At 37.4% G+C, this 20561-nt stretch carries 16 protein-coding genes; 11 read left to right on the top strand and 5 right to left on the bottom strand.

The window, feature by feature from the left end; all coding sequences use genetic code 11:
• Positions 1-31: 31 nt before the first annotated feature.
• A complete protein-coding gene (locus LC814_RS09950; RefSeq protein WP_226063781.1) occupies positions 32-334 on the bottom strand; it encodes a DUF4298 domain-containing protein in 303 nt (100 codons plus the stop codon).
• A gap of 80 nt (positions 335-414) precedes the next feature.
• Between LC814_RS09950 and LC814_RS09945 the strand changes: the two genes are divergently transcribed.
• The 3 genes from LC814_RS09945 (at position 415) to LC814_RS09935 (ending at position 2957) form a co-directional block, all read left to right on the top strand.
• Positions 415-1575, top strand: coding sequence for a glycosyltransferase (locus LC814_RS09945; protein ID WP_226063780.1), 1161 nt, complete (start codon positions 415-417; stop codon positions 1573-1575).
• A 26-nt stretch (positions 1576-1601) separates the two neighbouring features.
• Positions 1602-2159 (top strand): serine acetyltransferase, encoded by a 558-nt coding sequence (locus LC814_RS09940; protein ID WP_226063779.1) that lies wholly within the window; start codon positions 1602-1604, stop codon positions 2157-2159.
• Between the two features lie 117 nt (positions 2160-2276).
• Complete coding sequence (locus LC814_RS09935) at positions 2277-2957, top strand: carbonic anhydrase (protein WP_226063778.1); 681 nt, start codon at positions 2277-2279, stop codon at positions 2955-2957.
• 86 nt (positions 2958-3043) lie between these two features.
• On the opposite strand, the gene LC814_RS09930 is transcribed toward LC814_RS09935, so the two are convergent.
• The 3 genes from LC814_RS09930 to mfd all read right to left on the bottom strand — a co-directional run bounded on the left by LC814_RS09930 (position 3044) and on the right by mfd (position 8706).
• Positions 3044-4438 carry a S8 family peptidase gene (locus LC814_RS09930; protein WP_226063777.1) on the bottom strand — a complete coding sequence of 465 codons (1395 nt, stop codon included), beginning with the start codon at positions 4436-4438 and terminating at the stop codon, positions 3044-3046.
• Between the two features lie 275 nt (positions 4439-4713).
• Positions 4714-5277 (bottom strand): aminoacyl-tRNA hydrolase, encoded by a 564-nt coding sequence (gene pth / locus LC814_RS09925; RefSeq protein ID WP_226063776.1) that lies wholly within the window; start codon positions 5275-5277, stop codon positions 4714-4716.
• Between the two features lie 60 nt (positions 5278-5337).
• Positions 5338-8706 (bottom strand): transcription-repair coupling factor, encoded by a 3369-nt coding sequence (gene mfd, locus LC814_RS09920; protein WP_226063775.1) that lies wholly within the window; start codon positions 8704-8706, stop codon positions 5338-5340.
• 243 nt (positions 8707-8949) lie between these two features.
• Between mfd and LC814_RS09915 the strand changes: the two genes are divergently transcribed.
• Positions 8950-10449 (top strand): GH3 auxin-responsive promoter family protein, encoded by a 1500-nt coding sequence (locus LC814_RS09915; protein WP_226063774.1) that lies wholly within the window; start codon positions 8950-8952, stop codon positions 10447-10449.
• Between the two features lie 2 nt (positions 10450-10451).
• On the opposite strand, the gene LC814_RS09910 is transcribed toward LC814_RS09915, so the two are convergent.
• Entirely contained in the window at positions 10452-10790 is a 339-nt protein-coding gene (locus LC814_RS09910; RefSeq protein WP_226063773.1) for a DMT family transporter, read from the bottom strand.
• Positions 10791-10876: 86 nt separating this feature from the next.
• Here LC814_RS09910 and LC814_RS09905 point away from each other — a divergent pair, with 86 nt between their 5' ends.
• The 7 genes from LC814_RS09905 (at position 10877) to LC814_RS09875 (ending at position 20530) form a co-directional block, all read left to right on the top strand.
• A complete protein-coding gene (locus tag LC814_RS09905) occupies positions 10877-12115 on the top strand; it encodes an MFS transporter (RefSeq protein ID WP_226063772.1) in 1239 nt (412 codons plus the stop codon).
• Positions 12116-12339: 224 nt separating this feature from the next.
• Positions 12340-13929 carry a replicative DNA helicase gene (gene dnaB, locus LC814_RS09900; RefSeq protein WP_226063771.1) on the top strand — a complete coding sequence of 530 codons (1590 nt, stop codon included), beginning with the start codon at positions 12340-12342 and terminating at the stop codon, positions 13927-13929.
• Between the two features lie 2 nt (positions 13930-13931).
• A complete protein-coding gene (gene rnhA / locus LC814_RS09895; protein ID WP_226063770.1) occupies positions 13932-14420 on the top strand; it encodes a ribonuclease HI in 489 nt (162 codons plus the stop codon).
• 93 nt (positions 14421-14513) lie between these two features.
• Entirely contained in the window at positions 14514-15143 is a 630-nt protein-coding gene (locus LC814_RS09890) for an NAD(P)H-dependent oxidoreductase (protein WP_226063769.1), read from the top strand.
• A 40-nt stretch (positions 15144-15183) separates the two neighbouring features.
• A complete protein-coding gene (gene nadB, locus LC814_RS09885; RefSeq protein WP_226063768.1) occupies positions 15184-16755 on the top strand; it encodes an L-aspartate oxidase in 1572 nt (523 codons plus the stop codon).
• Between the two features lie 181 nt (positions 16756-16936).
• Positions 16937-17797, top strand: coding sequence for a carboxylating nicotinate-nucleotide diphosphorylase (gene nadC / locus LC814_RS09880; protein ID WP_226063767.1), 861 nt, complete (start codon positions 16937-16939; stop codon positions 17795-17797).
• A 219-nt stretch (positions 17798-18016) separates the two neighbouring features.
• Positions 18017-20530 (top strand): TonB-dependent receptor, encoded by a 2514-nt coding sequence (locus LC814_RS09875; protein WP_226063766.1) that lies wholly within the window; start codon positions 18017-18019, stop codon positions 20528-20530.
• Positions 20531-20561: the final 31 nt, after the last annotated feature.

The raw sequence follows: 20561 nt of genomic DNA, 5'->3' as shown, positions 1-20561 counted from the left end.
GTTCAAAACAGGATGATAAATAGTCCGTAAGTCACTCCAAACCCGCTACACCCAGTTTGATCATTTTTATACAAAGATCTTTTCTGTTCCCATAAGTATCGAAAACGGCATCCTCACTTAAAACACCGCGTGGTAAATCTTGCGGTATGTTTTTTAAACGGTCATCTTCAAGATCTTTTCCTCTTTCTTCACTGGTGTAATAATTCATCAGTTCGTCGAAATCTTGCTGATTCTGCTCCCACTTTTTGAGTAATTTTTCCATTCCGGAAATAAGTTCATCAGTGTGATTCAGAATGATTTCCATTTTAGTGATATTTTTAATACGTTCTTCCATGTAATGCAATTATAAAATTAAATATACGGATAACTTCTCTCAACTGACCCGCTTTATTATCTTTGTAGAAACACAATCTTTTGAAAAAGAAAATCCTCATCAGAATCGGTTCTTTGCGCCATGGCGGCGCGGAAAAAGTTTTGGTGACTTTTCTGCAAAATTTACCCAAAGACAAATATGAAATCGATCTTTTATTGAATTTATATTCAGGTAAATATCTGGCTGAAATTCCGAGTTGGATTAATGTTTTGTATCTGAACAAAGGCGAAATGATTACAACCAATCGTCTGCAGGATTTACCTGTTAAGGCATTTCGTGTTTTATATCAAAAGATTTTGAAAATGTTTCCTAGCCTTCTTTATCAATTTATTTTAAAAGAGAAAAAATATGATATCGAGTTTGCAGCCATCCATGGAATGAGGGATGAAATCTTAAATTCTCCTTTAAAATTGTCAAAAAAAATCGTTTGGATCCATAATGATTTAAAGAAAACAGAATTCCATAATTACACTGAGGAGGAATTTCGCAAATTTTTCGGCTTTGATAAAATTATGGTTATCTCAGAAAAGATTGAAAAGGATTTCAAAATATTAGCCATTAACGAAAAGGAAAAACAGAAAATTGTCAGAATATATAATCCTTTAGACACGGAGGAAATTTTGCTAAAGTCGGAAGTTGGAAGTCAGAAGTTGGAAGTTGAGAATCTTAAGAACGAAGTTGCTGTGTTTGTATCAGTGGGAACAGTTTTTCCTCAAAAAGGTTTTGATCGGTTGCTGAAAGTTCACAAGCAACTTTTAGATGAAGGTCTTGAGCATAAAATATTGATTCTTGGAGACGGCTACGATTTTGAGAATATCAAACGCTTGAAAGAAGAATTAGAAGTCTCAGAAACCGCGACTCTATTAGGTTTTATCGATAATCCTTATCCTTATTTTAAAAAAGCAGATTTCTATATTTTAAGTTCCAGATATGAAGGTTTTCCCACGGTTTTGTTTGAAGCCCTAACTTTAAAAAAGAAAATTATTGCCACCGATGTTTCCGGCGTGCGGGAAATGCTGGTAGATGGTAAGCTGGGGTTAATTGTAGAAAATTCCGAAGCAGGAATTTATGAGGGAATGAAACAAGCACTCCAAAATGCTGAAAGTTTTAAAGACTACGAGCAAAATTTAGAGGATTACAAAATGCCCTTTAATCTGAAAAATTCAGTGAGCACCATCATAAAAATTATTGATGATCTATAAACTTCTTTTATTTTATCTTTGCTTCTATGTCTGATCATTCCACCCTTCAAAAAGATTTTTATCGCGAAAGCGGACAGTGGCTTTCCACCTTTCAGATGTGGAAAAAATGTTTCAGCCCAAATTTGCATTTCATTTATCTTCTACGCACGACACAGAAACATCCGAAAAATACTTTCCTGGGAAAATTGTTGCGTATAATTCTGCGTCATTATCAAATAAAATATGGTTTTCAGATCTATCCTGAAACCCAAATTGGCGAAGGTTTTTATTTAGGACATTGGGGAGCATTGGTTATTAATCCCAAAACGAAGATCGGTAAAAATTGCAATATTGCGCAAGGTGTAACCATCGCTCAGGCGAATCGAGGCAAAAATGAAGGAGTTCCGGAACTTGGAAATGAAGTCTGGATTGGTCCCAACGCTGTCATTGTGGGAAGCATTAAAATTGGAAATAACGTTTTAATTGCACCGAATGCTTATGTGAATTTTGACGTCCCAGATAATTCTGTAGTGGTGGGAAATCCCGCAACTTTTAGCCCTAATGAAAATGCAACTCGTGGTTATATCAACCACAAAATAGATTAAAATTTCCAGAAAATAGTATTCTCAAACTTGCTATATTTAATTTTTAGCCCTTATTTTTACTGCTCTAAAATTCAAATTTTCAGAAAATTTTAAAACTCACATCCAAATTTTTACGGCATGAAAAAATCCTACGAACGTATTTTTGAAAATAACAAAAAATGGCTGGAAGCCCAACTGGTTGAAAATCCAGATTTTTTTAAAACCCTTTCGGCGACCCAAACTCCGGAATATCTCTACATCGGCTGTTCAGATAGTCGGGTTTCTGCCGAGGAAATGATGGGAATGAAGCCGGGCGAACTCTTTGTTCACCGCAATATTGCGAATGTGGTGAATACTTTAGATATGAGTTCTACCGCTGTAATTCAATATGCCGTGGAACATCTACAAGTGAAGCATATCATTGTGTGTGGCCATTATGGTTGTGGTGGAATTAAAGCTGCGATGACGCCGGAAGATATGGGTCTTCTAAATCCGTGGCTAAGAACAATTCGTGATGTTTATCGTTTGCATCAGGCTGAATTAGATGCAATTGAGGATGAACAAAAACGCTACGACCGATTGGTAGAACTAAATGTTCAGGAGCAATGCATCAATGTTATCAAAATGGCGTGTGTTCAAGAGGAATATTTGATTGACGAGTATCCTATTGTACATGGTTGGGTTTTCGATATGAAGTCCGGAAAAATCATCGATCTGGAAATTGATTTTGAAAGCATACTGAAAGACATTCAGAAAATTTACAACCTCACGGCTTCAAATTGGGTGATGAGTCGGAAAAATAATCAGAATTTAAAATAAAAGGATATCATCACTTTTCAATAGCATAATATAAAAATAGCCGGAACGTTACGTCCCGGCTATTATTTTAATTTGTTCTTTTTAAATTAGAAACTAGTCACATTCAGTCTTCCACCTGTAACCATTTTACCTGCGCAAGAAGCGGTAGCTGTTGCAGAAGAAAGAATTGCTGCTTTAATCTGACTTCCATTTGCTCCTGGATGTTTTGAAGCATATAATGCTACTGCTCCAGTTACATGCGGGGTCGCCATAGAAGTTCCGTTGTAACTTGCATATGCTGAAAGCATTTTTCCTTTAGAAGATTTAGGAACCGTAGACCAGATTCCTGATCCTGGTGCTGCGATATCACAAGTGGTAGCTCCGTAGTTTGAGAAGCTTGAAAGTGCACCTGTATTCGTGATCGATGCCACACTGATAATGTTATCGTTGGTATATTTAGAAGGATAACCCGTTGTTGTGGTATCATTATTTGAACCGTCATTTCCAGCAGCTGCTACGAATAGAATTCCTGCTTGATTAGCTCTCTCAATCGCTTCGAAAAGTGCCTGAGAAAATCCGCCACCGCCCCAAGAATTGTTGGTAGCTACGATATTCAAACCGTGTCTTAGTTTTAAATCAGTGAAATAATCAACTGCTTTAATAGCATCTGCTGTATTTCCCCCTCTTCTTCCAAGGAATTTCGCGCTTAGAAGTTTTACATTCCATACAACACCCGCTACTCCTTTTCCGTTTCCTCCTACTGCACCGATCGTTCCAGCAACGTGAGTTCCGTGATCATCGTTCGCATCGTCAAATACTGAAGAATCGTTATTTGCGAAATCATAGCCGTAAACGTCATCTACCAAACCATTACCATCATCATCAACGCCATTTCCGGCAACCTCACCTGGATTTACTCCTGCATTCGGAGCAATATCTTCGTGGGAGTACATATAACCTTCGTCAATAATTCCGATATAAACTGTATTTGATCCTGTACTGCCACCAGCCCACTGCGCCGCAGCGTTTGTTCCGTATTGGTTAGCGGGCGACGTATTTGCGCCGTACATTCCCCACAAAGAACCATTGGTATAATAAGTATCATTTGACATAACCTGATGCTGGTAAATGTAATTAGGCTCAACATATTCTACACCAGCCATTCCTTTTACCTTGGTAATTGCCTCGAATGCGTTGATCGAAACACTTACAACATTCACTGCCTCTTTCTGTCCTTTTCTCTCCATCATTTTGGTAAGAACTTTCTCATTTACTTTACCTCCTATTTTCGCAAAAACATCTTGTTTTTTGCTCTCGGCAGTTCCTTCTTTAAATTTTATTAAAATTCCGTCCGTTTCCCCGAACGCTGCAGTATTTGCCGCAACTTTTGAATAATTATCAGCAGCTACTTCCGAATTTAATCGATCCGCATCTGTTGTACAGCTCACCACAGCTAATGTCATAGCGCCTACAAATGCCAGTTTAAAGTTTGATTTTTTCATAAATAATTTAAGAATTAAGAAGTTAAATTTAATGTATAAACAGTTTACTTTGAACAATTTTGAATAACAAAGTCAGCAAATATATAAATAATTACGAATAAAAAAAACATATCCTTGTTTTTTTGATAATTAAATGAATTTAGTGTTATTGCAATTATGTTTATCAATAACGTTATTTAAGCAGTAGAAAAGGGCTTTTCTTTGTGAAAAATTGAAAATAAAAAAAAATCGCTTACGAAGAGCGATTAATATAAATATTGATTTAAGGTTGCGCTTTACTTTCCATTAAAAGCCGTCATCGCATTTTGTATTCCGGCAAAAACAAAAGACAAACACGCCTTAGAAAACTTCTCGATTCGTTCAGGAAGTTTTTCTTTTTCCTCTCCTTCCCATTTTCCCAAAACGTAATCGACCTGTTGGCCTTCTTTAAATTCTGCAGAAATCCCAAATCTTAACCGCGGATAATTTTGAGTTTGCAATTGTTCTTGAATGCTTTTTAATCCATTATGACCAGCATCAGAGCCTTTCATTTTCATTCTTAATGTTCCGAAGGGCAAAGAAAGATCGTCTGTAACGATCATTATATTATCGATGGGGATATTTTCCTTCTGCATCCAAAAACGTACGGCATTTCCAGATAAATTCATATAAGTATCTGGTTTTAAAATAAATACTTTTCGGCCTTTGTATTTTCCTTCCGCCAGCAAACCAAAGTTGGATGATTTAAAAGGTGCTTCAATAGTTTCTGCAATTTTCTCTGCAACTTTAAAACCGACATTATGACGGGTTTCCGCATACTCTTCCCCTTTATTTCCTAAGCCTACAATAAGATACTTCATACAAATTCAATGTAATATTTCTGATATTTATTTGATCGTAAAAATACATGAAAAATTAATTTATAGATTCTTTCCTAAAATCCTTTCCAAAACTGCGTTCACCTCATCTACATTCTGCACATTTTCTTTGCGCATCATGAGTTGATTTCCCTCTTTGCTGGCTTTCTCCTTTAATGTCGCCTCTTTAGGATTCTTGGATAAGTAGGAAATAATATGTCGGAATTTATCACTTTGATAGAACTTGTCTTGAGGATTTGGTGGAAAATATCCGAGAAAAACGCCGTTTTTCACCACTATTTTATCAAATCCAATTTCAGCAGCGATCCATTTTAATTCTACAGATTTTAAAAGGTTAATCGCTTCTGACGGTAAAGCACCAAATCGGTCAACTAATTCAAGTTCTAATTTTCGCAGATCCTCTTTATTCTCAATTTCTGCCAACTTTTGATATAATGACAACCGCTCTTCAATACTTTGAACATAAGAATCCGGCAACATCAATTCTAAATCAGTATCAATATTGACTTCTTTCGTTGATTTAAAGAGTTTTTTACGGTCTTCTTCATTATCAAATAAATCTTCGAATTCCTCATCATTTTGCAATTCTTCCAAAGCTTCCTGCATGATTTTTTGGTAGGTGTCAAAGCCCATTTCATTAATGAAACCACTTTGTTCGCCGCCCAATAGATCACCAGCACCTCGAATCTCTAAATCCTTCATCGCAATCTGAAAACCACTTCCCAGGTCTGAAAACTGCTCAATTGCTTCCAGTCTTTTTCGCGCATCTGGAGTCACCATATCAAACGGTGGCGTAATCAGAAAACAGAATGCTTTTCGATTACTTCGTCCGACGCGACCGCGCATCTGATGAATATCTGCCATCCCAAAACGTTGAGCATCATTGATAAATATCGTATTCGCATTCGGCACATCTACTCCACTTTCGATAATCGTTGTAGAAACCAAAACATCATATTTCCCTTCCATAAAATCCAAGACATTTCGCTCTAGTTGCTTTCCGTCCATCTGTCCGTGTCCTGTAATTACTTTAGCATCAGGAACTAAGCGCTGAATTAAACCAGCAATATCTTTCAGGTTTTCGATTCTATTATTAATGAAATAAACCTGTCCGTCCCGTTGAAGTTCATATGAAATCGCATCACGAATCATTTCTTCATCAAAACCGACAATCTGCGTATCAACAGGTTGACGATTTGGCGGCGGTGTTTTTATGACTGACAAATCCCGAGCTGCCATTAATGAAAATTGCAAGGTCCTCGGAATCGGCGTCGCAGTTAATGTTAAAGTATCGACGTTACTTTTAATGGTTTTTAATTTGTCTTTAACTGAAACTCCAAATTTATGCTCTTCATCGATAATTAAAAGTCCCAGATCTTTAAATTTCACGGAACTTCCGACCAATTGATGCGTTCCAATTACAATATCGATTTTCCCAGACTTCAAACCTTCCAATGTTTCCGCCTTTTGTTTCGCGGAGCGGAATCGGTTCATGTAAGAAATCGTCACCGGAAAATCTTTCAATCGTTCTGTAAAACTTCGAAAATGTTGAAAAGCCAAAATGGTTGTCGGCACTAAAATCGCGGTTTGCTTCCCGTCGGTTGCAGCTTTAAATGCTGCTCTAATTGCAATTTCTGTTTTCCCGAAACCTACATCGCCGCAAATCAGACGATCCATTACGTTATCGTTTTCCATATCGGCCTTTACGTCGACCGTCGCTTTTTCCTGATCAGGCGTATCTTCATAAATAAAGCTGGCTTCCAGCTCATTTTGCAAGTAAGAATCTGGGGTAAAAGCAAAACCTTTCGCCGTTTTCCGCTCTGCATACAGTCGAATTAAATCAAAAGCAATCTGTTTTACTTTCGCTTTGGTTTTCTGTTTTAATGATTTCCAGGCGGGCGAACCGAGTTTTGACAAGACGATTTCTCGCCCGTCCGGACCATTATATTTTGAAATTTTATTTAATGAATGAATACTTACATACAGTAAATCTCCATTTTTATAAACGAGTTTAAAACATTCTTGGATCTTGCCGTTGTTATTTACTTTCACCAACCCCATGAACTTCCCAATTCCGTGATCAATATGCGCAATATAATCGCCGACTTTCATCTGCATCAAATCTTTCAGCGTAATCTGTTCGGATTTGGCAAATGAGTTTTTGGCTTTAAACCTTTGATAACGGTCAAAAATCTGGTGATCGGTATAAACGGAAATTTTGTGATCAAAATCAATAAAACCTTCGTGCAATTCTGATTTAAAAGATTTAAAGGGAACATTTTTTTCCAGTTCTTCAAAAATTGATTCTAATCGTTCCTTCTGTTTGTCGGTAGAAAAAGAAATCCAGGTTTCAAAACCATCATTTTGTTTTTCTTCCAGATCTTCCTGCAGCAGATCAAATTTTTTATGAAAACTGGGTTGTGGCGTCTGATTTAATTGAATAATGGTTGCATCGCTGCCCTTCACTTCCTGTAACGTAAAATCGATCCATTCAAATTTGTGAATGTCTTTCGAGAAGTCGTCAGCAGAAACAAAGAGCTCCTCCGGCGGTTGATGCCGAATATCCGTGTTTAAAGTTCCAAACTTTTCTTCTGCCTTTTCATAGAAACTTTTAATAAAATTAAAGCCCATAAAAGCATTTTTCGACACTACAACTAAATCTTTCGGTGCGAGATCAAATAAGGATACCTTTTTACCAATCGCTGAAAAATTCATGTTCGAAACCAATTGAAATTCCTTAATTTTCTCTTTCGAAAGTTGCGTCTCGATATCAAAAGTTTTGATACTCTCCACTTCATTTCCGAAAAAAGTAATTCGATACGGTTCTTCATTAGAATATGAAAAAACATCTACGATTCCACCTCTCACAGAAAACTCCCCAGGTTCTGAAACAAAATCTGTATGATTAAAATTAAACTGATGAAGCAATTCTTCCGTAAAATCAAAATCAAGATGATCGCCAGTTTTTATGGTGTGCGAAATGGCTTTAAAATCCTCTTTCTTCATCACTTTCTCAGCGAGCGAAGCAAAAGGCGCCACCATTACACGTGGTTTTTTATCGTTGTGAATTCTGTTGAGAACCTCTGTTCGCAATACCAGATTGGCATTTTGCGTTTTCTCAATTTGATAAGGTTCTAAATGCGTTGGCGGAAAGTACAACACATTTTCCTTGTCCAGCAAATCTTCTAATTCCGACGTGATGTACAAGGCATCTTCTTTATCATCTGTCAAAAAAAGAATAGATTTTTTCTTGATCAAAAATAATTCAGCCGCAAAAACTGCCGGCGAAGAACCTGCAAATGATTTTACTGCTAAATGTTTATTCTGATCGAGTTGGGTGAAAAGTTCTTTGCCAAAGCCTAAATGTAGCAATTGGGGTAGAAATGTTTCGGTAATTTTTTTTAACTGCATAAATATTTCTGAGGAAAATGAAGACTAAATAAAAACGAAAAAGCGATTTCGGGACTATTCCGAAATCGTACTTGACTTTGCAAATTTAATGAAATATTTTGAGCTCCTATTTGAACACCTTAATATCACATCCTCAACAAATTAAATTTATCTACTTTCAAGGTAGGTCATCATTTGATTTTTAATCTCCGAAGTTCTGCGTATTATTTTAAAAGGTTTTATATTTTCTTTTAAATTTGTATCATGGTTAATTTCATTAAGAAAAACATTGCCTTATTCTGGGCCAAAAATCACGTTAAAGGAACGCGATCCTTTAAAAAAAATGCGGTAGCTGATCAGGAGAAATTATTACTTTCTTTGGTTGCCACCGCAGAAAAAACTTTATTTGGCCGTCATCACCAATTTGAAACCATTAAAAACATTTCAGATTTCCAGTCAAAAGTGCCTGTTGCAGATTACGAAGATTTAAAACCTTACATCGAAAAAGTCAAGAAGGGCCAACGTAATATTTTATGGATAGAAACACCAGAATATTTTGCAAAAACTTCCGGGACGACTTCCGGCGCTAAATACATTCCCATTTCTAAAGAAGGAATGCCCTTTCAAATTGCTGCCGCGCAAAGTGCAATTTTTCATTATATCGCACAAAAGAACAACGCTGATTTTGTAAATGGAAAAATGATTTTCCTCCAGGGAAGTCCCAAATTAGAAGAAATTTTCGGTATTAAAACGGGCCGTCTTTCCGGGATTGTGGCGCATCACATTCCAACTTATTTACAAAAGAACCGCTTGCCAAGTTTAGAAACCAATCTTATCGAAGACTGGGAAAATAAAGTGGACGCGATCGTGAAGGAAACCGAAAAAGAAAACATGACCTTAATTTCCGGGATTCCACCGTGGTTAATTATGTATTTTGAAAAATTGATTGAGCGCAACGGAAAAAAAATTACCGAACTTTTCCCCAATCTTCATCTGATTATTACGGGAGGTGTCAATTACGAGCCTTACCGGGAAAAAATGAATGAGCTTTTGGGTAAAAAAGTTGATACGTTGCAAACTTTTCCGGCAAGTGAAGGATTTTTTGCTTTTCAGGACGATTTTGAAAAAGAAGGTTTATTGCTTCTAACCAATCACGGAATTTTCTATGAATTTATTCCTTTAGAAGAATACGGGAAACCTGAGGCAAAAAGATTGACACTAAAAGAAATTGAACTTCACAAAGATTATGCTTTGATTTTAACGACAAATTCTGGACTTTGGGCATATTCCATCGGTGATGTGATCCGGTTTATTTCTAAAGATCCGTATCGTATTTTAGTTTCTGGAAGAACGAAACATTTTACGTCGGCATTTGGTGAACATGTGATCGCTTTTGAAGTGGAAGAAGCCTTGAAAGCTACGGTGGAGAAATTCCCGGCGCATATTACGGAGTTTCATTTGGCTCCACAAGTGAATCCCGCTCAAGGTTTGCCGTATCATGAATGGTTCATCGAGTTTGAAAAAGAACCAGAAAATCTGGAAAGTTTCAGAATTATGCTGGATGAAGAAATGCGAAAAAGAAATTCCTATTACGATGATTTAGTCGCTGGGAAAATATTACAACCTTTAATGATCACCAATTTAAAGAAAAACGCTTTTCAAGATTATGCGAAATCAGAAGGGAAATTAGGCGGTCAGAACAAAATTCCGCGTTTGGCGAACGACCGTAAAATTGGTGATTTCCTGGAAAATCTGAAAAAATAATTTTAATTTGACACCGCTTTTAAGCCAATAACGGAGGCGATTAGAGTAAATGCAAAAAACATTCGCCAAAAAGTTGCAAACTCATTAAAAATTAAAATTCCGGTAACAACTGCACCTACTGCACCAATTCCCGTCCAAACCGCGTAAGCAGTTCCAATTGGGATTGGCTGCGCTCCCACAGAAATCGCTTTGTACAGTAAGAACATGCTCAGAAAAAGTGAGATCGCAAATCCGGCCCACCAGAAATAACTCTCTTTTCCCGTGGTTTCTTGTGCTTTTCCAAGACACAAGGCAAATCCGGTTTCAAATAAACCACCGATGATGAGTATTATCCAGTTCATTTTTCAAAGATAAATTTTTAAATCAATTTTTAAAATGTCTCTTTTAACAATGTTAAAATTTCGCTGGTAAAATATACTTTTGCAAAATGATTTCTCTAAAACCCATTCAAACCTTAAAAATCCCAGAATTTCGAAACCTCATGACGGGAAGGTTTTTCTTGGTTTTGTCCTTTCGAATGCTGGCAACTTTGATGGGTTGGTGGATTTACAAATTAACCAAAGATCCTTTCGCCATTGGATTAATCGGTTTATCAGAAGTTATTCCTGCAGTTTCTACGGCATTATACGCCGGCCATGTTATCGACAATTCTGAGAAAAAACGGCTTTTACTCATCTGTAATTATGTGTATGTTTTTCTGATCGGTTTATTGGCAATTCCAGCATTTTTTGGCAGCAGCTTTTTACACTTGACCAATCTTCAGATTTCCTATTTCATCTACGCCATTATTTTTTGCACCGGATTTTGCCGGGCTTTCATCGGTCCGATCGTACCCTCAATGATTCCCAAAATTGTTTCGCGGGAAAATCTTCCCAATGCCATCACTTTAAATCAAGCGACTTTTCTTACGGCGTCAGTTTCCGGGCACGCGCTCGGCGGATTTCTAATTCACTGGATTGACATCTCTGGAACTATTTTAGTCGTCGTAGGCCTGATGGTCGTCGCTTCCCTCTTTTTTTGGTTTGTAAAAAAACATCCATCTGAAAATATTGACCGAACAATGGGTGTTGTAAAAAGTATGAAGGAAGGCTTGGCTTACATTTATAAAACCAAAGAAATTTTAGGAGCACTCTGTCTGGATATGTTTGCGGTACTCTTTGGCGGTGCAGTCGCCATGATCCCTGTATTCGCCACCGATATTTTAAATGTTGGTTCGGAAGGATTTGGGCTTCTAAACGCCGCCTCAGATATTGGTTCTATGTGCATCATTATGACGCTGGCCTTTGTGCCGCTTACTAAAAATCAGGGCAAAATTCTTTTGGTTGCCGTTGCAGGATTTGGCTTGTGTATCATCGGTTTTGGCTTGTCGAAATTATACTGGCTTTCCTTTTTCCTACTTGTTGCAAGCGGAATGTTAGACGGAATTTCGGTCGTAATTCGTGGAACGATTGTACAACTTAAAACACCAGACCATATTCGGGGTCGCGTTCTCAGTGTGAATTCCATTTTCATCATGTCGAGCAACGAAATGGGACAGTTTGAAAGTGGCGTCGCCGCAAAACTTCTTGGCGTCGTTCGATCCGTTATATTTGGAGGAACAATGACTGTTTTAATTGCAATTTTAGTTGGATCCACGGTTCCTAAACTAAGAAAAATGAATTATTAATTTTTTCAGGAGCAACAAGATTTTATCTTCTTCCGAGTACCGTCCGGCTCTTCATTACTCCCGAATTTTCGGGATCCATTGCGATCCGGGCTAGAATTAAAACCTCGCTTCTTCCCGACTTATCCACATTATATATAATTGATTACCAATTTATTAAGTAGATACTTTTGATGAATGTTAATTAAATCATCCGCTCAAAACCTTAAAAAAACTATCTTTGTCACATGACCCAGAAGGAAACATTATCATCTTTAATCCACGGAAACTTTGCGAAAGAACTTTCTATTTCCGACGGAAAAATGCCCCCAAATGCTATAGAATTCGAGAAACTCGTCATCGGTACTTTTCTAATTGATAAGAAAGGTCTCGATTTCTCCATCGATTTACTCACGCCAGATGTATTTTATGACCCGCGTCATCAGGAGATTTTCCGTGCAATTGTCAAGTTATTTGAAGGCAATCACCCAGTCGATTTAATGACGGTCATTCAGGAACTTAAAAAAACTGAGAAATTGGCTTTTGCAGGTGGCGATCATTATATTATTGATTTAACAATGGGCGTTTCGTCCAGTGCACATATCGAATATCACGTTCGGGTTATTTTGGAGAAATTTATTTTAAGAAGTTTAATAAATGTATCCGCAAATGTTATCGACAGCTCTTACAAAGAATCAACCGATGTTTTCGAACTGTTGGATAAAGCGGAACAATCTTTCTTTGAAATCACAAACGGAACCATTAAAAAAGGTTTTGATACGGCGAATACTTTGGTAACGCAGGCCATTGAAACCATTAAAGCTTTAAAAGATAAAGAAGGAATATCTGGTATTCCCTCAGGATTTAAAGATATCGATAAAGAAACTGGTGGTTGGCAAAATTCAGATTTAATCATTATTGCGGCACGTCCGGCCATGGGAAAAACAGCGTTTCTGCTTTCTATGGCGAGAAATATTGCGGTGGAACATAATATTCCTTTGGCCTTATTTTCTCTGGAAATGGCGTCCGTACAATTGATCACCCGAATGATTGCCTCGGAAACAGGAATTTCTTCCGATAAATTACGAAAAGGACAAATGTCTGATGAAGAATGGCAGCGCTTGTTTTCCAACGTTTCAGCTTTGGAAAATGCACCCTTATATATTGATGAAACGCCATCACTTTCTGTCTTTGACTTCCGCGCGAAATGCCGAAGATTGGTGATGCAACACGGCGTAAAAATCATCATGGTCGATTATCTGCAATTAATGACTGCAAACTCCGGAAAAGGTGGTGCAGGAAATCGGGAACAGGAAATCGCCATGATTTCAAGATCTTTGAAAGCCATTGCGAAAGAACTGAATGTTCCTGTAGTAGCACTTTCACAACTTTCCAGAAGTGTGGAAACGCGTCCAGGAAAACGCCCAATGCTTTCCGATCTTCGGGAATCTGGAGCGATTGAACAAGATGCCGATATTGTGTCATTTATTTTCCGACCTGAATATTATAAAATTGCAACCTGGGATAATGATGAAGATGGCGGCGAAACATCCACAGAAAATCAGGCGGAACTTATTATAGCTAAACACCGAAATGGAGCTACCGCAGACGTAAGAATGTCGTTCTATAAAAATATTGCAAAATTTGCCGATCTTGATTTATTTGGAAGTGGTTACGGTTATCAATCCTCTAATTTTGGCCAACAAGATGCCCCAAGTGGTTTTGATAAAATTAAGACGACAATCGATCCTGGTGCTGCGTTCGATATTTCTGACAAACAGAATTTATCGGGGTCTTCAATGAATGATTTTGAGGATGATGATGATTTTCAATTTTAGGAATGAGTCTTAAAATAGAAATTTTTACGGATGGTGCCTGCAGTGGAAATCCGGGAAAAGGCGGCTATGGAATCGTAATGAAAGTTCCGGAAAAAAGTTATGAGAAACAATATTCCCAAGGTTTTCGGCTCACAACAAACAACCGCATGGAATTGTTGGCGGTAATTGTCGCTTTAGAAAAGCTGAAATCACCCGAAAACGACATCCACATTTATACCGACAGCAAATATGTTTCGGATGCTATAAATCAAAAATGGATTTTCGGCTGGATCAAAAAAGGATTTAAAAACGTAAAAAATCCTGATTTGTGGCGAAGAATGGTTCCATTATTAAAAACTCATCAACCCACATTTCATTGGGTAAAAGGTCACGCGGGACATCCTGAAAATGAAATCTGTGATCAGCTTGCCGTAAAAGCAACTCAAAATGAGATTTTAGAAATCGATGATTATTTCGAGGAGCAAAAAGACGGCGGACTTTTCGGAAAATAATTCTACACAAACTTCTTAGTTTCTATTTTAATCATTAATAAAATTCAGAAATTCATCAGGCAAACTTACGGCTCATTTATTTATCTTTGTTAGATGGACTACCTGGAAGCGTTGAACAAAAGATATTCAGTAAAAAAATTCGATACAGAAAAAATAGTGTCGGCTGATGCACTTTTTCACATTCTGGAAGCAGCCAGACTTTCGGCAAGTTCCCTCGGTTTGCAGCCTTACAAAATTATTATCGCCCAAACTCCCGAAATGAAGGAGAAACTTATTCCGGCATTTTATAACCCGTCTCAAATTTCTACGTGTTCCCACTTAATTGCCATCGTTTCGAAAAACACGATCGGACCAGAATACATCGGTTCTTACTTTAATATCATTTCGGAAACACGTGAAATTTCTCTGGAGAGTCTTAATCCTTTTCGAGAAAGTATCAGCAAGCATATTGAAAGGTTATCGACGGAGGAAGTAATGACTTGGGCAGACAAACAGTGTTACATTGTCTTAGGAAATCTGATGTTTGCCGCAGCCTTGGAAAATGTGGATACTTGTCCCATGGAAGGATTTAAACAAGAAAGAATAGACGAAATTTTAGGGCTCGATCCCGCGACAGAAAAAGTTGCCGTGACTCTGGCGATCGGCTACCGTTCGGAGGAAGATGAATTTCAGAATTTTAAAAAAGTACGCAAACCAAAAGAAAAGCTGTTTAAATTTATTTAATTTAAATTTATATTTTAATATCAACCATTCAAATACCTCAATGATAAAAGCAGACGTTCTCGTCATCGGATCAGGAATCTCCGGACTATCTTACGCCATCAAAATTTCTGAAAGAATGCCTGATGCCAAAATCATCATCGTCACCAAAGCTGATGAAGATGAAAGCAATACCAAATACGCACAAGGTGGACTTTCGGTTGTAACAGACTTTGACAAAGACAGTTTCCAAAAACACATTGACGATACCATGAGAGCCGGCGACGGTGAAAATAATCTGGAAGTCGTGAAAATGGTCATTGAAGAAGGGCCAGAACGTTTTAAAGAACTCGTAGAATGGGGAACAAATTTTGATCAAAAAGACGGTCATCTCATGCTCGGCCGCGAAGGCGGTCATACTGAAAACAGAATTGTGCATCACAAAGATATTACAGGAAAAGAAATCGAACGTGCTCTACTGGCAACGGCGAATAAATCCCCCAATATCGAAATTATGGCGCATCATTATGTCGTTGATTTAATTACACAACATCATGTTCCGGGAAAAATTTTCGACTTCGATAAAATCGATTGTTACGGCGCCTACATTCTGGACGAGAAAGACAAAACCATAAAAAAAATCACCGCTAAAATAACTTTGGTTGCGACTGGAGGTGCCGGCCACGTTTATAAAAACACAACCAATCCAATCATTGCAACTGGCGACGGAATTGCCTTTGTACACAGAGCGCGTGGGAAAATTTCGAATATGCAGTATTACCAGTTTCATCCCACTGCATTGTATTCTAAAAGAGATGGCATGTTGTTTTTGATTTCCGAAGCTGTTCGTGGCGACGGTGCAAAACTCAGAACCAAAGACGGTAAAAAATTCATGCAGAAATACGATGCACGCGAGGAATTAGCTTCCCGTGATATTGTTGCACGTGCCATCGATAATGAACTTAAAATTTCGGGTGATGATTATGTTGGGCTCGATTGCCGAGACATGAACCACGAAAAATTTATAGAACATTTTCCAAACATCTATGAAAAATGTCTGGAAGAAGGAATCGATCCATTTGAGGAATTGATTCCTGTAGTACCTGCCTGTCATTATCTTATGGGTGGAATTGATATTGATCTCGACGGTCAAAGTTCCATCAAAAATCTTTTTGCAGTTGGAGAATGTACCAATTCGGGTTTGCATGGCGCTAACAGACTGGCTTCTAATTCTTTACTGGAAGGAATGGTTTTCGGTCACAATGCCGCCCTGAAAACGGTTGAACTTCTGAAAATAAATGATTTCAACTTTGATGATTTAAAAGCTGTTCCTGAATGGAATGAAGAAGGTATGAAAATAATGGATGAAATGGTGATGGTCAGTTACTTAAGACGTCAACTTCAGGAAATGATGAGTGACTTGGTGAGCATTGTCCGCAGTAATGACCGTTTGGCTTTGGCAAAGAAAAAACAGCAGGAAATTTTTGAGGCGGTCAATGAACTCTACAATTATTCCATCTTATCGCCTAAGCTTTCTGAACTCAGAAATCTTACCAATATCTCTTACCTGATCATAAAACACTCTTTACAGATGAAAGAAAACAAAGGTGCTTTTTATAATAAAGATTTAGTCTGATAAAGATTTTTCCAAAGATCACCTTTCTAAAATAAAAGTGTTATCGGCAGTTGCACAGTCACCGCTTATAAACTTTAACAACGCTCAATTTTGTGAAATGAAAGCCCAATCTTTAGGTGGTCGTGGAATGAAAGATCTAGAAATTAAAATGTAAACCGCAAAGGTTTCAAAAATAGAATACATGAAAAAACCGAAATACGTTACAAAAGAAGCTTTAAAAACTTTTATTAAAAATGCCCTGGAAGAAGATATTCAGGATGGTGATCATTCAACATTGGCCACTATTCCGAAGGATTTACAGCAGAAAGCCAAAATATTGGTTAAACAGGATTGTATCCTCGCTGGAGTAGAATTGGCAGAAATGATTTTCAAACAGTTTGACAAAAATTTAGAGGTTGAACTCCTGTTGAAAGACGGAGACTCTGCAAAAGTTGGGGACATTGCGTTTTATGTTACTGGCAGCGCACGTTCAATACTTTCCACAGAACGCTTTGTTTTAAACTGTATGCAGAGAATGAGCGGTATTGCAACACTCACCCACGATTGGGATTCCCGCTTGGTAGGAACGAAAACAAAATTATTGGACACGAGAAAAACAACTCCTAATTTCAGATTATGCGAAAAATGGGCGGTCGCGATTGGTGGCGGCACGAATCATCGATTTGGTTTGTACGATATGATTATGCTGAAAGACAATCACATCGATTACAATGGAAGCATCACCAATGCTGTAAAAATGGCAAAAAGCTACACGGAGAAAATGAAGACACCGTTGAAAATAGAAGTTGAAACCCGTAATATCGCTGAAGTTGAAGAAGCTCTAAAATCTGGAGCCGATCGAATAATGTTGGATAATATGGATGTTGAAACCATGAGAGAAGCTGTACTTCTCATCGGTAAAAAATGCGAGACCGAAGCTTCGGGAGGAATTACGCGCGATATGTTGAAAGAAATTGCAGATACCGGAGTAGATTTTATATCAGCTGGTGCACTAACACACTCTGCAGAAAACATCGATTTAAGCTTAAAAGCAGTCAAATAATATTACAGATTCCGTAATTACAAGGGTATGTTTGATAAAATTTGATAAGAAGTTGAAATTTAATAAAATGGAAAAGTCTTTATTAACGGGTTGAGCCGATGTATTTTATGTTAAATTTTAACAAAATATTAAAATTTAACATTTAGTTAATGAAAGTCCCATTTAAATTAAATATTTTTGCACCACATTTTACAACAAAAAAGTAAATTAAACTTAATTATGAGAAATAATTCGTTAAAAAGATCAATGCTAACGGTGGTGATTACACTATCTACTGCTAGTGTATACTATGCTCAATCTGTGCAAGATACAATAAGCAGAGAAAAAGACATTGAACAAGTTGTTATCGCAGGGGTTGCTGATATTGCTAAGGACAGAAAAACTCCAGTTGCCGTTTCGACAATTAAGGAAGCTCAAATTATTGACAAATTAGGAAATCAAGAATTTCCTGAAATCCTTAATACAACTCCATCAGTTTACGCAACTAAAGGTGGCGGTGGATTCGGGGACTCTCGAATTAATGTAAGAGGTTTCGACCAAAGAAACACTGCCGTTATGATCAATGGTGTGCCGGTAAATGATATGGAAACAGGTGCTGTTTATTGGTCTAACTGGGCAGGACTTTCGGATGTAACTTCCGCAATGCAAGTTCAAAGAGGTTTGGGTTCTTCTAAATTAGCGATCGCTTCTGTTGGGGGAACAATTAACGTTTTGACGAGAGCAGCAGACAAAAAAAGACAAGGAAATGTGACTTTAGGTATTGGTAACGATGGCTATAATAAAGAACTTTTCTCTTACAACACCGGGAAAAGCGAAAATGGTTGGGCTACCTCATTCTTGATGAGTAGAACAGCAGGTTCTATGTATGCAGACGGAACTGAATTTGAAGGTTACAATTATTATTTAGCTGTTGGATATCAACCAAATGCAAAACATGATTTGCAATTTACAATAACAGGCGCACCACAGGTACATAACCAACGATCTTTTCAATCAACTATTTCTGATCATATCAAATATGGTGGTTCTGAAGAAAATCCAAACAGAAGATATAATCAAAATTGGGGTTATTTGAATGGTGAGGAGTATTCCATGACCAGAAACTATTACCATAAACCAGTAATGTCTTTAAACTGGGATTGGAAAATTACTGATGCAACCAAATTAAGCTCTGTAGCTTATGCTTCATTCGGAAGAGGTGGTGGAACTGGTGATGCAGGAAGAATTAACAACAATTCTTATACTAGATTACCACGAACTGCTGATGGATTGGTAAGATTTGATGATATCGTTAAATGGAACCGAGGAGGTGATGTTCCAGATTTTGGTGCCATTAATCCGAAGCCTGGTATGGCAGACGATAGCAGATCTGGCAACGGAATTATAAGAAGATCTTCAATCAATTCACACAACTGGTTAGGAATTATTACAAGTTTAAATCATAAAATTAATGATAATTTAAGTGCTACAGTTGGTCTTGATGGTAGAACTTATAAAGGTATTCATTACAGAATTGTATCTGATTTCTTAGGTAACAAATCTTATACTGACAATAATAACATCAACAATAAACCGAACGTTATCACGAATTCTTTCACTACTAATCCTACCTGGAATCCGTTTGGTGGTAAAACCAATGATATTAAAGACCAGTTAGCTTATAGTAATGATGGTCTTGTAAATTGGTTAGGTGGATTTGGACAAGTAGAATACACTAACGATGCACTTTCTGCATTCATACAGGGATCTGTCTCAAACCAAGCTTTTCAAAGAGTTGATTACATGTTATATACACCCGATCAGCAGAAAAGTGAGAAAGTTGATTTAGTTGGTTTTAATGTAAAAGGTGGCGCGAATTACAACATTAACGATAACCATAATGTTTTTGTTAATGGTGGTTACTATGAAAGACAACCTTTCTTTGGCGCAGTTTTCTTAAATAACAGAAATGATGTAAACCCATCTCTTACCAATGAAAAAATTACATCTTTTGAAGTAGGATATGGTTTTAGATCTGGGATTTTCAATGCCAACCTAAATGTTTACAATACATCATGGGACGATATCTATAGAAGACTCACTACAAGAGCAAAAATTAATGGTGTTGACGTGACCGGTGTTGCAAATGTTCTAGGCATTAAAGAAATACATAGAGGAGTAGAACTTGACTTCAATGTTAAGCCAGTTAATTTTGTTACTATTAACGGTATGTTCTCCGTAGGTAACTGGTACTATGAAGGAAGCCCGTCCGCATCTTTTATTGAAGATCAAACTAATACAGTTATTCAAGAAGGAACGCTAGCACTCGATGGACTTAAAGTTGGTGATGCTGCACAACTTACAGCGGCTTTAGGAGCCGACTTCAAAGTAACAGATTGGTTAAACTTTGACGCACAATATCGATATGCAGACAAACTTTATTCAGCTTTCGAACCGTCTTCTCGTTTAATTACCGCTTCCAAACCTACCCCATCTGATCCTGCTGTGGAATTACCTTCGTTTGGATTAGTTGACTTAGGTGCTGGTGCTAAATTTAAACTTAATGACACTCAGTCTTTCAAGTTTAGAGTTAACGTGAACAATGTTTTAGATACAACTTACATAGCGGAGTCTAGAACAAATAAAGCTGCAGATGCTAACGATGCCAATAACTGGAATGGGGTCAATAAGGGCAATGAAGTGTTTTTCGGTTTTGGAAGAACATGGAATGCTTCAGTAAGTTTCATCTTCTAAGGAGAACTAACTAATACACTCAGAATCCCGA

Source organism: Kaistella polysaccharea, from assembly GCF_020410745.1.
GTDB classification, from domain to species: Bacteria; Bacteroidota; Bacteroidia; order Flavobacteriales; family Weeksellaceae; genus Kaistella; species Kaistella polysaccharea.
Note: the sequence above shows the minus strand (reverse complement) of the source record. Positions and strands in the feature narration are given on the sequence as shown.

What these genes read in the sequence shown, in the direction of transcription:
- LC814_RS09915 (WP_226063774.1), top strand. Translation starts at nt 8,950, where the DNA reads ATGGTTAATTTCATTAAGAAAAACATTGCCTTATTCTGGGCCAAAAAT.
- LC814_RS09930 (WP_226063777.1), bottom strand. Translation starts at nt 4,438, where the DNA reads ATGAAAAAATCAAACTTTAAACTGGCATTTGTAGGCGCTATGACATTA.
- nadB (WP_226063768.1), top strand. Translation starts at nt 15,184, where the DNA reads ATGATAAAAGCAGACGTTCTCGTCATCGGATCAGGAATCTCCGGACTA.
- rnhA (WP_226063770.1), top strand. Translation starts at nt 13,932, where the DNA reads ATGAGTCTTAAAATAGAAATTTTTACGGATGGTGCCTGCAGTGGAAAT.
- LC814_RS09940 (WP_226063779.1), top strand. Translation starts at nt 1,602, where the DNA reads ATGTCTGATCATTCCACCCTTCAAAAAGATTTTTATCGCGAAAGCGGA.
- LC814_RS09910 (WP_226063773.1), bottom strand. Translation starts at nt 10,790, where the DNA reads ATGAACTGGATAATACTCATCATCGGTGGTTTATTTGAAACCGGATTT.
- pth (WP_226063776.1), bottom strand. Translation starts at nt 5,277, where the DNA reads ATGAAGTATCTTATTGTAGGCTTAGGAAATAAAGGGGAAGAGTATGCG.
- LC814_RS09875 (WP_226063766.1), top strand. Translation starts at nt 18,017, where the DNA reads ATGAGAAATAATTCGTTAAAAAGATCAATGCTAACGGTGGTGATTACA.
- mfd (WP_226063775.1), bottom strand. Translation starts at nt 8,706, where the DNA reads ATGCAGTTAAAAAAAATTACCGAAACATTTCTACCCCAATTGCTACAT.
- LC814_RS09890 (WP_226063769.1), top strand. Translation starts at nt 14,514, where the DNA reads ATGGACTACCTGGAAGCGTTGAACAAAAGATATTCAGTAAAAAAATTC.
- nadC (WP_226063767.1), top strand. Translation starts at nt 16,937, where the DNA reads ATGAAAAAACCGAAATACGTTACAAAAGAAGCTTTAAAAACTTTTATT.
- LC814_RS09905 (WP_226063772.1), top strand. Translation starts at nt 10,877, where the DNA reads ATGATTTCTCTAAAACCCATTCAAACCTTAAAAATCCCAGAATTTCGA.
- dnaB (WP_226063771.1), top strand. Translation starts at nt 12,340, where the DNA reads ATGACCCAGAAGGAAACATTATCATCTTTAATCCACGGAAACTTTGCG.
- LC814_RS09950 (WP_226063781.1), bottom strand. Translation starts at nt 334, where the DNA reads ATGGAAGAACGTATTAAAAATATCACTAAAATGGAAATCATTCTGAAT.
- LC814_RS09935 (WP_226063778.1), top strand. Translation starts at nt 2,277, where the DNA reads ATGAAAAAATCCTACGAACGTATTTTTGAAAATAACAAAAAATGGCTG.